The following is a 14,835-nucleotide window of genomic DNA, read 5'->3' as shown; positions in this document are numbered from 1 at the left end:
ATCACCTGCCCAGCACCAGTGTGGCCAGCGGGGGGATGTCCACCACGATGCTCCAGGGCAGGCCCTGCCAGGGAGTCTGCTGGGCCTGGAAACCCGCACCGGCACTCACGCCGGAGCCTGCGTAGCTGGAGGAGTCACTGTTGAGGAGTTCGCGATAGGTGCCCGCTTCAGGCACGCCGACACGGTAGCCTTGGCGTACCACGGGGGTGGCATTGACGAGCACCGTCACCTGATCGCCATCTGGCGCGGATCGGGTGTAGGCAAAGATGCTGTTGTCTGCGTCGTTGGCATCCAGCCAGTGGAAGCCGCCGGGCTCGTGGTCCTTCACATGCAGCGCAGGGCGGCTGGTGTAGAGGTGGTTCAGGTCCTTGATGAGCTGTTGCAGACCACTGTGCTCCTCCCCAAGGAAGAGATGCCAGTCCAGACTGCCGTCGTGCCGCCATTCATTCCACTGGCCAAACTCCCCGCCCATGAAGAGCAGCTTTTTGCCTGGGTGCGTCCACATCCAGGAGAAGAACATGCGCAGATTGGCGAACTTCTGCCAGCGGTCGCCGGGCATCTTGTTGATCAGGGAGCCTTTGCCATGCACCACCTCGTCGTGACTGAGCACGAGGATGAAGTTTTCATCAAAGGCATAGATCATGGAGAAGGTGGCCTCTCCGTGGTGGTACTTCCGGTGCACGGGCTCGTGCGCCATGTAGCGCAGGCTGTCATTCATCCAGCCCATGTTCCACTTGAAGCCGAAGCCCAGGCCGCCGGTGCTCACGGGCTTTGAGACGCCGGGCCATGCGGTGCTCTCCTCGGCGATGACGGTGGTGCCGGGATGCTTGGCGTAGCAGAGGGTGTTCAGCTCGCGCATGAAGGCGATGGCCTCCAGGTTTTCGCGGCCGCCGAGATGGTTCGGCACCCATTGTCCTGCCTCGCGGGAGTAGTCCAGATACAGCATGGAGGCCACGGCATCCACGCGCAGGCCGTCGATGTGAAACTGGTCCAGCCAGTAGAGCGCATTGGAGATGAGGAAATTCTTCACCTCATGGCGGCCGTAGTTGAAGATGAGCGTGCCCCAGTCCATGTGCTCGCCCAGGCGCGGGTCCTCGTGCTCATAGAGGGCGGTGCCGTCAAACTTGGCCAGACCGTGGGAGTCTTTCGGGAAATGCCCCGGCACCCAGTCGAGGATCACCCCCAGGCCCGCCTGATGGCAGCGGTCCACAAACTCGCGAAACTCGTCCGGATTCCCAAAGCGGCTGGTGGGCGCAAAGTAGCCCGTGACCTGGTAGCCCCAGGAGCCGTCAAACGGATGCTCGGCGATGCCCATGATCTCGATATGGGTGAAGCCCAGGCCTTTGACATAGGGGATTAAATCGTCCGCCAGCTCGCGGTAGGAGAGCCAGCGGTTCCCCTGCTCCGCCTTGCGCTTCCATGAGCCGAAATGCACCTCGTACACGCTCATGGGCGTGTGGTAGAGATCGTGCTGCGCACGCTTCTGGATCCATTCATTATCATCCCAGCGGTAGCGGTCCAAATTAAAGACCATGCTGGAGGTCTGCGTGCCATGCTGGGCAAAGGTGGCGTAGGGATCGCTCTTCAGCGTCAGGTGGCCGTGCTTGTCCACCAGCTCAAACTTGTAGTGCATCAGCTCCGTGATGCCGGGGATGAAGATCTCCCAGATGCCGGCCTCGATGCGGTTGCGCATCACATGCACGCGACCGTCCCAGCGGTTCCAGTCGCCCACGACGGAGACACGCTGGGCATTCGGAGCCCAGACGGAGAACAGGCAGCCCGCCACGCCATGCAGGGTTTTGAGCTTGGCGCCCATCATTTCCCAAAGCCGCTGGTGAGTGCCCTCGCGGAAGTAATACATGTCCTGATCTCCCAGCAGCACGCCGAAAGAATAGGGATCGCTGAGACGGGTGGTCTCGCCTTCATGCGTGGTGATCTCCAGCTCGTAGAGGCCCGCAGGGGCCAGCGCCTCAAAGAAGCCGTCCTTGTGCAGCTTCTCAGCGGTCACACGCTCGCCGCCGACGATGACGGTCACCGTCTTCGCGTAGGGCTGCACGGTGCGCACCACCTGCCTCCCGTTTCCGATTTCATGGCCGCCCAGAAAGGCAAACACATTGGAGTGGCGAGCGGTCAGCACAGACTCGATCTCGGCTTTGGGGGAGTATTGGCTCATCTGATGGCATTCATGTATCGTTTCGACCGGAAAGCAACGGTTGTAGCATTTCGTGTACTATTCGTGACCATAACAAACGCATCATCATCTGACGCCGCGCCTGCCGCGCCTGCATGCCTGGATGTGACTTGATCTTGCGCGCCAGTCCTTTGGGAGAAGCGGTGAGCCTGAAGAACGTGGCACCCACCGCCACCTCTTTGTGCGCTGGAATATGCGAACAGAACACAGGTAGACCATGCAGCGCGGCCTCGATCAGCGGCAGCCCGTAGCCCTCCTGCGTGCTGGGAAAGAAAAGCAGGTCGGTCATCTGATATAGGCTGCGCACGTCATCATCTGACAAAGCACCTTCCAGGCCAAGAAAGCGCACGCGCCTAGCCACACCCAGCTCCTTGGCCAGCTTTTTCAGCTCGCGGAAGTACTTCACCCCATCCTTCTGATGGGGATCCGGTGCTGCGGTGACGAGGTAGAGTGCATCCGGCAGTTCGGCCAGCACACGCAGGCCCAGCTCGATGTTCTTCCGCCGAACGAAACGCGTGGGCTGCAGCAGCACCGGGCCGACATGTGCCTCCAGTTTCAGCGCCTGCACCCGTGGTGTCAGCCCCAGCACGGCAGCGGCATCGCAGCCATTGGGGATGACGTGGATCGGCTGCTTCGTCACCCCGGCATATTCCTTCCGTCTGAAATCTGAAACCGCCACATGCACAGCCGCAGGCACCTGGGCCGACCACCGCACGTCATGCACCCAGTTGATCCAGCGAATGTCCGGACGTGAGTGCGTCAACTCGATGAGCTCCTGCGTCCACGGCAGATCGAATGGCATGGTGAAAACGTTGTGAACGATGACGGCGTCTAGAGACTTCCCTTCCAGCATTTCCCTGAAGGCCGACGATTCGTCGGCGCTCCATATCTGCACCTCATGGCCGCAGGCTGTGAGGGCTGCGGCCTGTTCGCCGATCACGCGCTCCACGCCGCCAATGACGGGCGGTTTGGAGTAGTGGAGGATGGCGATGCGCATGCTCCATGATGGAGCGGCGGTGATCTGCCGCCAAAAAGAATCTCCTGCGGCGAGTCGATTCGTGGCGTGCTGCATCTCCATGCCATGGCATGGGCCATCAATGAGTCATTTATAAAAAGAACACGGAAGGATTGACAGAAAGCGAGCTTTTATCCTATGACATAGATATATGAAAAAAACGCTCTCTCTTGCCGGTTTGTTCGTTGCCCTCCTGCTGATCGCCTCAGAAACACTGCAGGCCAAAGATGAACGTGTGCGTCTCTCCTATCCTTCCAAGGTCGAATCTTCCAAGGGCAAAGAGCGCGAAAAGCTCTTCACCCCCTGGATGTCCAACGATGCCCTGCGCACCCAGGTCGAGGAGAAACGGACCAAGGGAGAGCAGATCATCTACTTTGAATACAATAGCGCCACGACGGAGGCTCGCGCCATTTACGTGAACAAGCTCAAGCTGAGCGGCCCGTACTCGCGCTGGTACATGAGCACCGAGCAGGCCATGGAGGACAAGCTCAACAACGAGATGAAAAGCGGTCTGCAGCCGGCCTTCATTGTTCGCAACATCAGCGGCACCTACATCATGTTGTTTGTCTCTCCAGGTGATCTGGAGGCTGTGCGCGCCCAACTCAAAGAGCTGGGCATCGGTGAGCCGAGGCTGAAAAAGTGATTCAGCCCCGGCGAATCCGATTCCACGTGGATCACACCACGATGTTCACCAGCTTGCCGGGAACGACGATGATCTTCTTCGGCGGTTTGCCTTCCATGAACTCCTGCACGCGAGCGCTGGCCAGAGCGATCTTTTCGATCTCGTCCTTGGTGGCCTGAACGGGCACGCGGGCCTTGTCGCGCAGCTTGCCATTGACCTGGAAGACGATTTCCACCTCGTCCTCGATGAGGGCGGCTGGATCATACTTCGGCCATTCGGCATCGCTGAGCAGGCCCTGCACGGCCAGAGCCGGGAACTTGCTGGCGATACGCGCATTCAGCTCCTCTGCCAGATGCGGTGCAAAGGGGCTCAGCACTTTCAGGAAGGTCACGATGGCAGACGCGGGTTTCACTTCCGCGCCGGTGAAGGCATTGGTGCACACCATCATTTGGCTGATGGCGGTGTTGAAGCTGAGCTTCTCGATGTCCTCGCCACACTTCTTGATGGTCTCATGCAGCGCCTTGGTGAGCTGCTTATTGGCAGGCACGTCCTGCAGCGCGGCGGAGACACTCCACACGCCCTCGTCATCCACTTCCATGACCAGACGCCACACGCGGGCCAGGAAGCGGTACACGCCTTCCACGCCCTTCATGCTCCAGGGTTTCACCTGCTCCAGCGGGCCCATGAACATCTCATACAAGCGCAGCGCATCCGCGCCGTAGTCGCGCACGACGTCGTCGGGATTGACCACGTTGCCACGGGACTTGGACATCTTCTGGCCGTCTTCGCCCAGGATGAGTCCTTGGTTTACCAGACGCTGGAAAGGCTCTGGTGTGCTCACGTAGCCCAGATCAAACAGCACTTTGTGCCAGAAACGGGCATACAGCAGGTGCAGCACGGCGTGCTCCGTGCCACCCACATAGAGATCCACACCGCCGGGTTTGCCGCCGCCCATCCAGTACTTCTCCGCAGCTTCGCCGACAAAGCGTTCGCAGTTCTTCGCGTCGCAGTAGCGCAGGTAGTACCAGCAGGAGCCGGCCCACTGCGGCATGGTGTTCAGCTCACGCGTGGCAGTGGCGGAATACTTCACCCACTCCGTTGCTTTGGACAGAGGAGGTTCCGGCGTGCCGGTAGGCTTGAAGTCAGCCAGATCCGGCGGCATCAGCGGCAGTTCGCTTTCAGGAATGCAGCGGTGGCTGCCGTCTTCCCACACGATGGGGAAGGGCTCGCCCCAGTAGCGCTGGCGGCTGAAGAGCCAGTCGCGCAGCTTGAAGTTCACGGTGCCTTTTCCCAGGCCTTTTTCTTCCAGCCAGGCGGCGATCTTCTTCTTGGCTTCGGGGGTTGGAAGGCCGTTGATGTCCACCCCTCCAGGAATTGAAGCGATCGGGGAGCAAACAGCAAAACCTTCGCCCACCAAAGCTTTTTCCAACCATTCGCCTTTCCCAATAGCTCCACGCCCGGGAACAATTTCGTCAATAACCACGATGTTGATCGGCAAACTGAACTTCTGCGCGAACTCAAAGTCACGCTCGTCATGCGCAGGCACGGCCATGATGGCTCCGGTGCCGTAGCCCATGAGGACGTAGTCGGCGATCCAGATGGGGATCTGCTCGCCGTTGACTGGGTTGATGGCATACGCGCCGGTGAAGACACCGCTCTTTTCCTTGGCCAGTTCGGTGCGCTCCAAGTCGCTCTTGCGGCTGGCCTTCTCACGGTACTGCTCGACAGCCGTCCCCTGCTCTTCTGAGACCAGCGAGTCCACGAGGCGATGCTCCGGTGCCAGCACCATGTAGGTGGCTCCAAATAGCGTGTCCGGGCGGGTGGTGAAAACGGTGATCGTCTCCTCACTGCCAGCCACTTTGAACTTCACCTCGGCGCCTTCGCTGCGGCCGATCCAGTTGCGCTGCAGCAGCTTGATGCTCTCCGGCCAATCCAGGCCGTCGAGTTCATCGATGAGGCGCTGGGCATACGCGGTGATGCGCAGCATCCACTGGCGCATGGGGCGGCGCTCCACGGGGAAGCCGCCGACCTCGCTCTTGCCGTCCACCACTTCTTCATTGGCCAGCACCGTGCCCAGCTCCGGGCACCAGTTCACGGGGGCGGAGGACACATAGGCCAGACGGCGTGAGTCAATCTCCTCGCGGCTCAGGCCCTTGGCTTCCAGCTCGGAAATAGGGTGCGCCTTGCCGTCATCTCCCACATACGAATTGTACAGCTTCAGGAAAATCCACTGCGTCCATTTGAAGTAGCCGGGGTCGGTGGTGTTCACCTCGCGGTCCCAGTCGTAGGCAAAGCCCAGGCTCTTGAGTTGCTTGGTGAAGTTGGCCACGTTCTTCTCCGTGGTCACGCGGGGGTGCGTGCCGGTCTTGATGGCATACTGCTCGGCAGGCAGGCCAAAGGCATCCCAGCCCATGGGGTGCAGCACATTGAAGCCGGACATCTTCTTGAAGCGGCCGATGATGTCCGTGGCGGTGTAGCCTTCCGGGTGGCCCACATGCAGGCCCGCGCCGCTGGGATAGGGGAACATATCGAGCACGAAGTACTTCGGCTTCGAGGCGTCGAAATCGGCATCGCCGGGGTTCGGCGTGCGGAAGGCTTTCTTCGCCTCCCACACGTCCTGCCACTTCGGTTCAAACTCGGAGAATGGAAAGGCTTTGCGCTGCTCGCTGCTCATAAGGGGGCGCGAAAGAAGGCGAGGGCGTGCGCAAGGTCAAGGACTGCGCGGACAAGAAGTCAGCGTAATGCAGCCCAGCATTCCGGACAGCCCCACCCTATTTGAACAGCTTCGATCCTGCCTTAAGGTGCTCCGCGTGCTCCTGCATGCGGAGTTCCACACGCTCGCGGATGGTGCGCTCGCCGATGCCGTCATGTTTGGTGGCCACGAGTGCCTTGAGAAGCTGGATCATCGACTTGAGGTCGTCCATCATCACAAATTCCGGCGCGATCTGGCGGGCGTCGTTGAGATTGTGGTAGTTGCCCAGCGGGATGGAGATGCCCACGCTGCGGATGCCTGAGGCCTGGGTGGCGGTGGCTTCGCAGGCGCCGGCGTCCAGCAAGCAGCGCTGCACGCGGATGCCCTGTTCCTTGGCAGTGGTGATGAGCACGGCCATGGCCTCATTGTCAAAGATGGAGACGCGGTCGCCCACACGCAGGATGGGGCCGCCACCCATCACCGCACCGTTTACTGGGCGGCTGGTTTCCAGGGAAAGGAAGACGCTGTCCGTGCCAAAGGGCCAGTTTTGCGCCAGATGCCACGCGCCCAGCCAGCCGACCTCCTCCGCACGGGTAAAGGCAGCATGCACGGTGGTCTGGATGTTCAGGCGGGCCAGTTCCAGGAAAGTCATCACGATGGCTGCGCAGCCGATGATGTCATCGCAAGCGGTGGCCTCGATGCGAGTGTTGGTGATGTTGGTGGGGAAATTCCACGTGGCGATCTGCCCCTTGGCTTTGCGCAGTCCGCGTTTCACCCCCGCATCCACTTCTGCCTGCGGCACTCCGCCCAGGAAATCCCAGGCGTCGCGCTTGGTGCTGCCTGGTGGTTTGATGAAAGCCGGATGGTCCATGTGCGCGCCGAATACCCACGTGGGCTTGCTCTTGGACTTGCCGTTCTTGTATGTGGCCAGAAGATTGCCAAACTTGTCATGCTTCAGCTTCACATGGGGGCAATCTTTCAGCAGGGCCTCGATCTCCGCACGCACATGGTATTCATGAAAGGGAGCCGTGGGCTGCTTGAGGAGGCGCTTGAGAATGCTGTTCAGGTTGGTCATTGGCATGGCTCATCGTAACGCGCTTTTCGTAAATACCAAACGCCTCGTTGTGCAGCGGCATATATTTTCCTGCGGCCAACCGCCATCTTCACGCGGACGTTGAAATATGCCGGGGTGTCGTTAAACAACAGGCGTGAAAAAGCTTCGATACTTCTTCGAGATCCAGTTGCTGGAGCTGGCCGTGTGGCTGCTGCCGCGACTGCCGCGCCACCTGCTCATGTCCCTTTCCCGCGCCCTGGGCACGCTGGCTTTCTGGCTGGATGCTCGCGGACGAACCACGGCGCTGGAAAATCTGCGCTGTGCCTTTGGGGACAAGTATTCTCCAGCCGAAAGGCGGCGTATCGCCTGCGGTTCCTACCAGGTTTTTGCCCGCACTTTTGCGGATCTTTTCTGGTCTCCTAGCCTCACTGCAGGCACCTGGCAGCCGCATTTTGACATCATCGTTCCTCCGGGAATCGAGGAGGCGGCGCGCGAATCTGGCGCCGTATGGGTGACGCCGCATTTTGGCAACTTTGAGCTGATCAGCCAGATCTGGGGCTTTCGCGGTTTCCCCTTCACCGTGGTGGCGCAGGATTTTAAGAATCCGTCCATCACCCATCTTTTCCGGCGGCTGCGTGAGCAGTCGGGCCATACCTTTATCTCTCAGGACAATGCCATGATCAAGCTGATGAAGGCGCTGAAGAAGAAGGGCCACGCCGGACTGCTCACGGATCTGAGCATATCTCCAGGCCGTGCTGCCGTGGCCATTCAGTGCTTTGGCATGTGGACGAGCGTCCCTTCTCTGCATGTGGAGCTGGCCAAGCGCCTTGGCCTTTCCATCATCACAGGCGTCTGCCGCCCGCTGCCAGACGGCCGCTACGAGGGGCGTCTGCTGGAGGTCTTCAGACCTGGGGCGGACGACGACACCCGGGAGGTCGCTCAACGTGTATGGGACCGTTTTGAACAGGAGATTCGCCAGCACCCGGAATGCTGGTTGTGGATGTACAAACAGTGGCGCTATCGCCCTATTGGCGAGCCTGGAGTGCCCCATCCGGGCTATCCGGACTACTCCAATCTGTCCAAGGCCCTGATAGCCATGGTGCCGCCAGAGCTTCTGGCAAAGACTTCTGGGGTAGCGCAGGCCGCCCATGCCGCAGTCGGCTGAAAGACTTGGCCCTACATGCCAGTTTTTTCATTGCCCCGCGTGACTGCTGCTCGTAATTCTCACGCATCTTCAAAAAACAACCAGCCAATGTCCATCCCCCATCTCCCTGCTCTCCGCAAAGGCCGCCCCTATGAGTCGCTCGACAAGGTCCAGGTCAAAGATCACAAAACGGGCGAAGTCTGCGCCGAGGTCAGCCAGGTGAATGCCGGCATCGTGCGCAAGGACCTCGGCAAGATCGCCGAAGCCCGCGCCGCACTGAAGAAGTTCACGGTGGAGCAGCTCATCGAGATCACCGCCAAAGCTGGCGACCTCTTCCTCAATGGCACCCTGCCTCTGGGCGACAAAGGCCACACCCAGAGCCCTCAGGAGTACATCGCCACTCTTTCCCGCACCAGCGGCCTGCCGCACATCATGGTGAAGCGCAACATGACGAAGATCCACTTCGCCATGACGAACATGAAGATGATCCTCAACGGCCTGACCCGTGGGCTGGACCTGAGCGTGATCGACCGCGGCTTTGGCACCCAGGCCGGCTGCCCCGTCTCCTACTTCCCCACCACCAAGTCCCTCGGCCTCGTGATGCCGAGCAATTCCCCGGCGGTGAACTCCCTCTGGCTGCCCTCCATCGCGCTCAAGATCCCTGTAGTGATCAAACCCGGCCGTGAGGAGCCCTGGACCCCCTTCCGTCTCATTCAGGCCTTCATCGCCGCAGGTGCACCCGCAGAGGCATTCGGGTTCTACCCCACCGACCACGAAGGCAGTGGCGAAGTCGTCAAGCTCAGCGGACGCAACCTCGTCTTTGGCGACGTGAACATCGCCAAGATGTACGAAAACAACCCCGCTGTGCAGGTGCACGGCCCGGGCTGGAGCAAGATCATCATCGGCGAGGACAAGATCGAAAACTGGAAGGAATACATCGACGTCATCGTCAGCTCCATCAGCGACAACGGTGGCCGCTCCTGCATCAATGCCTCCGCCGTGATCGTGCCGAAGTATGGCAAGGAGATCGCCACCGCCATCGCCGAGCGCCTGGGCCCGGTGAAGCCCACCGCTGCAGATGACGACAACGCCCGCCTCTCCGGCTTTGCCAATGTGAAGATGGCCGACTACATCGACAGCGCCATTGACAACGACCTGCAGACTCCCGGTGCGGAAGACGTGACCGCGCAGTTCCGCGACGGTCCACGCAAGGTGGAGTTTGAAGGCGGCACCTTCCTGCGCCCCACCATCATCTGGTGCTCGGACAATAAACACCCTCTCGCCAACCGCGAATTCCTCTGCCCCTACGCCAGCGTACTGGAAGTGCCGCAGAGTGAAGTGCTGGGCCGCATCGGCTACTCTCTCATCGTCACCGCCATCACACAGGACGAGAAGTTCATCAATGAGCTGCTCGAATGTGGCGACATCGACCGCCTCAACATCGGGCCGATCAGCACCATGAAGATCAGCTGGGATCAGCCGCACGAAGGGAACATGTTTGAGTTCCTCTACAAGCGCCGCTCCATCGACTGCGCTTGAGTTCGTCATTCAGCCAGCATGCGGCCTGAGCTTGCTGCATGCTGGCCCCACCCCCATACGAACGGAACGGCATGTCCCTCGCCCCCTTTGATCATCAGCCGCGCACGCGTCTCATTTACGGTAATGGCACGCTGGCACGCGTCGGCGAGCTGGCGCGCGACCTTGGCGGCACTCGTGTGCTGGTGGTCAGCGATCCCGGCATCGTCAAGGCTGGCTATGTCACCCGTGCCGTGAGCTTCCTCATTGAAGCCGGTCTGCAGGCCCGCGTGTTTGGTGAGGTGCGCGAGAATCCCAGCACCGTGGATGTGGACGCCTGCGTGGCGGCCGCACGCGAGTTCAAGGCGGATCTCCTGATCGGCCTGGGTGGCGGCAGCAGCATGGACACCGCCAAAGGCTGCAACTTCATCCTGACCAACGGCGGGCGCATTCACGATTACTGGGGCGTGGGCAAGGCCACCAAGCCCATGCTGCCGCTCATCGCCATCCCCACCACCGCAGGCACCGGCAGCGAGTGTCAGAGCTTCGCCCTCATCTCCGATGCGGAAACGCACGTGAAGATGGCCTGCGGCGATCCCAAGGCCGCTGCCAAGGTGGCCATCCTCGATGCCGAGCTGACTGTCTCCCAGCCACAACGTGTGACCGTATGCACCGGGATGGATGCGCTGACCCATGCGCTGGAAACCGCCGTAACGAACAAGCGCAGCGCCTACTCCTCTCTCTTTTCCCGCGAGGGCTTCCGGCTCTGCCACAGCGGCTTCAGCCGCGTGCTGCGCGATCCCGCAGACATCGAAGCGCGCGGCATGATGCTGCTGGGCGCGGCGTATGCCGGCATCGCCATCGAGAACAGCATGCTCGGTGCCGCACACTCCTGTGCCAACCCGCTGACCGCCAGATTCCACGTGGTGCACGGAGAGGCCGTGGGCGTGATGATGCCGCACGTCATCCGCTTTAATTCCAAGCTGCCCGAGATCGCTGCCATCTACGAAAGCTACTTTGACGGCGATCTGGCCGACCGCGTGAGCGAACTCCTGTGGGAAGCTCTCATGCCACGCAAGATCTCCGAATACGGCGTCAAAGAGGAGCACCTGCAGGACCTTGCCGAAATGGCTGCCAAGCAGTGGACCGCGCAGTTCAATCCGCGAGCGCCCAGCGTGGCGGACTTTGTGGAGATGTACCGCGCCGCGCTCTAGGGCCGCGTTTTGAACGCTGATCCGTGCGCACGGGTCACGGCAATGCCTGCACCGCCAGCCTGATAAAACGTGGCGATGAACTGCCCGCAGGCACAGCATCGCGCACGACAAGCTGGGACTCCGTGTCCTGCAGGATGACGGTGTATCCAGCCCCCGACCGCCAGGTGGTCAGATCACTGGAAACTTCGACGGTGTAAGTGGCATCTGTGCGGCGCATGCGGCGTGGAATGGTAAGAGTGAGGTAGTTCTGGCCAGAGCTCGAAGTCAGGCTGCCTGCTGGCAGCTGAGCAGGCGGTGCCACACCCCCTGCATCCAGGCCGAGCGCATATTTGATGAGATTGGGCATGCGGTCAGCAGTGCGCACGGTGGTGTCGGCTCCATAGGTGGTGCGCCAGTTTGCCAGCGTGGCGGGGATCTGGCTGGAGAGCGTCAGATTCCAAGAGACTGTCTGGCTGAGCAGATTGGAAGTATCTAGGCGGACAAAAGCGGTGGGATCCTGCACTGTGGCGCTGACGGTGTGGGATCCGTTGCCAATGAAATCCGAAAGCGTGCTGAAGCTGGTGGCCGTCTGGCCGCTCTGCGTGACGCCATCGATTTTCCAGGTGACACTGAGTGCGACTCCGCTGCTGGGCACCTTGGGCTTGACTGAAAAACTCAGCGGCGAGGGCTGGGTGACGCTGCTGGAGGAAGTGCCAGGAGTGTAGCCGTCGAGCGGATGCACGCGTGAATAGAATTGCAGGACAAACTGCTCCCGGTTGATCTGGCCGCAGGGCCGGTTCAGGTTTTTCATCAGCGAGTTGTTATGCGGGCGATACCAGCCGCTGGTGCGGTACATGGAGCCTTCAAAAAGCCCAGCCAGACTGTCATAGGCCAGGGTCTCAGGAGTAGGTACGGGGGTGGTGGAGTCGATCCAGTAATTCCATCGGATGAGACTGCGGGTGGTCTGAGCCGTGGTGTTGGGCTTCTCCGATGGTGTGTAGATCAGATACTCGGTGTCATACTCATCCGCCAGCAAAGCGAAGGAATGTCCGATTTCATGCTCCACCACGGCGGCGCTGGAGCTGTTGATGGACGCCACGGCGAGACTGCCGCCTGCGCCACCGTATTTAGTGTCATTGACAATCACCACAGGCACATCGTATTCCGGCAGGTAGGTGTTGAGCAGGCTAAATGCACGAGTGCTGCCTGTGCCAGCCAGCGTCAGCAACTGGGTCACAGAAGGGGTATTGAAACCTGCGCTGAAGTAGGTGTCTCGCAACCCGTTGGCGCCGCTGGTGTTGCCATTGTCGCAGCCGCTTTCGTTGGAGGCGATCTCGATGCGATAGACATTGCAGTAGCTGCGATACTGCGCCCACGGCTCCTTGGAGAAAAGGAAGTTCACCGCATTGGTGACATGAGTGGCAAAATTGGGCATGTCGGCCGTGGTGTAGCCTTCAGAGAGAAAGACAAGGTTGATTCGCTCGCTGCGCGGTCCGTTGTCCTGCACGGTAAAGAGCGTCGCAGTCTGCGCATGAAGCGCGGCCGCCAGCATGAGGAAAAGAAAAGCGCGTAGCATCATGGCAGGGGGATCGAGGTGAGCAGCCTGCCCATGGGTTCGGTGTTCCAGTCGGCCCGCTCCATGCCGGAGAGGCGGTACACTTTCAGCCATTTGGCCTCGGGGGTGGGTGGCATGCGCACCTGCAGCATGGCGTCTTCACCGGCTCCGGCGAACTGGGTGACCTGAGGCTTGCCTTTCGCATCCAGATTCTGAGGGTCCAGCACCACGCAAGGCTCATCAGGGGCATTGGCGGTTTCCTCGGCCAGCACACGCATGTTGGCATCCAGCAGTCTTACGCACCACATGCCGGGCATCCAGGCCTGTGGACCGCGACGACGGTGAAAATCCCCCGCGATGCGCTCATTGCCATCCAGTGAAATCACCCCGCCACGCACGACGAGGCGGTAGGCCTGCAACTCGCGTTTGCCATCAGCGCGCAGGTCTCCGACCTGAGACTGGGCTACTGGCGGCTCTGCGGAGAGCGGCTGCGTCTGCTCAGCTGGCATAGGGAATATGGTTTCCTGCTTGGACTGCCGCTGGAGCGCTGCTGTCATCTGTGTCGGGGATCTTTCAGCAATTGTCTGCGGTCTAGTCGAGTGAAGCCAAAACCCCACGAAGATCCCGATCACCAAAAGGCCTATCAGGATGCTTAGAGGGCGTAAATCGCGGCGTGTCATATCTTTAGGAGTTTTACCAGAAGGCGGGCATTTTGCCAAGCGGATGCCATTTTATCCGTGAAGAGTGGTGAAATCCGTGGTTAGACACCCGCCGCTATGACTCCGGTGACACATCTCGAACAGCTTCTAGCACGGCCTGAGCCGCTGCTGGCGCTGGCCCCGATGCAAGATGTAACGGATCTGGAGTTTTGGCGACTGATGACGCGCTATGGCGGTGCAGATGTCTATTACACGGAGTACTTCCGCGTGCACCCGGACTCGCATCTGGACAAGCCCATCCTGGCCTCGCTGATTCACAACCCGACTGGCAAGCCGGCCATCGCGCAGATGATCGGGAACGACATCCCGTCACTCGTGCGCAGCGCCAAAGAGCTGCAGCGCTACAACATCGCCGGAGTGGATCTCAATCTCGGCTGCCCTGCCCCGGTGGTGTACAAGAAATGCGCAGGGGGTGGTCTGCTACGTGATGTGCCGCGCATCGAGGGCATCCTGGGCGCGCTGAGAGAGGCTGTGTCCATCAAGTTCACCGTGAAAACGCGCCTGGGCTTTGACGACACTGAGACTATCGATGCACTGGTGCCGCTGTTTGCCAAGCATGGCGTGGACCTCGTGACCATCCACGGCCGTACCGTGCTGCAGATGTACCGGGATGGCGTGCGCTACGACCTCATCGGTCAGGCCACCTCCGCACTCCCCTGCCCGGTGCTGGCCAACGGCAACGTGCGCACTATTCTCGATGCTGAGGCTGTCAAAAAGCAGACCGGCGTGCACGGACTCATGATCGGCCGTGGTGCCATCAGCAATCCGTGGATCTTTGAGCAGATACGTCAGCAGGCACGTGGAGAGCCCGTCTTCCAGCCTACACCCGCCGACCGCCTCCGTTACGTGGAGGAACTCTACGAAACAGTGACCACTCCCGACACCCGGGAACTGGACATGGTGAACCGCATCAAAAAGCACCTCAACTTCTTCGCGCCCGGTCTGGCGGACTCAGAGGGATTTCTCAATGTCATGCGCCGCTGCACCACGCGTGCAGGCATCATGGAGGTGTGCGCCAGGCATTTCTAGGGTGAATGCGTGGTAGGGCTGGTTGTCCCCAACCAGCCGCGAGAGGTCATAAGGAAGCGAATGACCTGTGGCGTCAAGTGAGCCACTGACCCGCAAACAACGGCGC

General features: G+C 60.5%; 11 protein-coding genes. 5 read left to right on the top strand and 6 right to left on the bottom strand.

Annotation, left to right across the window (positions count from 1 at the left end):
- Position 1: 1 nt before the first annotated feature.
- Both glgB and HNQ65_RS01960 read right to left on the bottom strand, forming a co-directional pair.
- Entirely contained in the window at positions 2-2,173 is a 2,172-nt protein-coding gene (glgB, locus tag HNQ65_RS01965; RefSeq protein ID WP_184337789.1) for a 1,4-alpha-glucan branching protein GlgB, read from the bottom strand.
- A gap of 10 nt (positions 2,174-2,183) precedes the next feature.
- On the bottom strand, positions 2,184-3,188 hold the full coding sequence (locus tag HNQ65_RS01960; protein WP_184337788.1) for a glycosyltransferase family 4 protein: 1,005 nt from the start codon (positions 3,186-3,188) through the stop codon (positions 2,184-2,186).
- A gap of 169 nt (positions 3,189-3,357) precedes the next feature.
- On the opposite strand from HNQ65_RS01960, the gene HNQ65_RS01955 reads away from it, so the two are divergent.
- Positions 3,358-3,849: a hypothetical protein gene (locus tag HNQ65_RS01955; RefSeq protein ID WP_184337787.1), complete on the top strand. Its 492-nt coding sequence runs from the start codon at positions 3,358-3,360 to the stop codon at positions 3,847-3,849.
- Positions 3,850-3,880: 31 nt separating this feature from the next.
- On the opposite strand, the gene leuS is transcribed toward HNQ65_RS01955, so the two are convergent.
- Entirely contained in the window at positions 3,881-6,502 is a 2,622-nt protein-coding gene (leuS, locus tag HNQ65_RS01950; protein WP_184337786.1) for a leucine--tRNA ligase, read from the bottom strand.
- A 97-nt stretch (positions 6,503-6,599) separates the two neighbouring features.
- The gene (locus HNQ65_RS01945) at positions 6,600-7,601 is read right to left on the bottom strand and encodes a M20/M25/M40 family metallo-hydrolase (protein ID WP_184337785.1); all 1,002 of its coding nucleotides are present in this window, start codon (positions 7,599-7,601) and stop codon (positions 6,600-6,602) included.
- A 127-nt stretch (positions 7,602-7,728) separates the two neighbouring features.
- Between HNQ65_RS01945 and HNQ65_RS01940 the strand changes: the two genes are divergently transcribed.
- The 3 genes from HNQ65_RS01940 to HNQ65_RS01930 all read left to right on the top strand — a co-directional run bounded on the left by HNQ65_RS01940 (position 7,729) and on the right by HNQ65_RS01930 (position 11,447).
- Complete coding sequence (locus HNQ65_RS01940; protein ID WP_184337784.1) at positions 7,729-8,739, top strand: LpxL/LpxP family acyltransferase; 1,011 nt, start codon at positions 7,729-7,731, stop codon at positions 8,737-8,739.
- A gap of 87 nt (positions 8,740-8,826) precedes the next feature.
- A complete protein-coding gene (locus tag HNQ65_RS01935; protein ID WP_184337783.1) occupies positions 8,827-10,257 on the top strand; it encodes an aldehyde dehydrogenase family protein in 1,431 nt (476 codons plus the stop codon).
- 71 nt (positions 10,258-10,328) lie between these two features.
- Positions 10,329-11,447, top strand: coding sequence for an iron-containing alcohol dehydrogenase (locus HNQ65_RS01930; protein WP_184337782.1), 1,119 nt, complete (start codon positions 10,329-10,331; stop codon positions 11,445-11,447).
- 34 nt (positions 11,448-11,481) lie between these two features.
- Here HNQ65_RS01930 and HNQ65_RS01925 read toward each other — a convergent pair whose 3' ends face one another.
- Positions 11,482-13,005, bottom strand: coding sequence for a M64 family metallopeptidase (locus tag HNQ65_RS01925; RefSeq protein WP_184337781.1), 1,524 nt, complete (start codon positions 13,003-13,005; stop codon positions 11,482-11,484).
- Positions 13,002-13,490 carry a hypothetical protein gene (locus HNQ65_RS01920; protein ID WP_184337780.1) on the bottom strand — a complete coding sequence of 163 codons (489 nt, stop codon included), beginning with the start codon at positions 13,488-13,490 and terminating at the stop codon, positions 13,002-13,004. The genes HNQ65_RS01925 and HNQ65_RS01920 overlap by 4 nt, the downstream gene beginning before the upstream one ends.
- Positions 13,491-13,757: 267 nt before the next feature.
- On the opposite strand from HNQ65_RS01920, the gene HNQ65_RS01915 reads away from it, so the two are divergent.
- Complete coding sequence (locus HNQ65_RS01915; RefSeq protein ID WP_184337779.1) at positions 13,758-14,729, top strand: tRNA dihydrouridine synthase; 972 nt, start codon at positions 13,758-13,760, stop codon at positions 14,727-14,729.
- The last annotated feature ends 106 nt before the right edge of the window (positions 14,730-14,835 follow it).

This window comes from Prosthecobacter vanneervenii (assembly GCF_014203095.1).
GTDB lineage: Bacteria > Verrucomicrobiota > Verrucomicrobiia > Verrucomicrobiales > Verrucomicrobiaceae > Prosthecobacter > Prosthecobacter vanneervenii.
The sequence above is the reverse complement of the archived record's forward strand: the minus strand, read 5'-3'. Positions and strand labels throughout refer to the sequence as shown.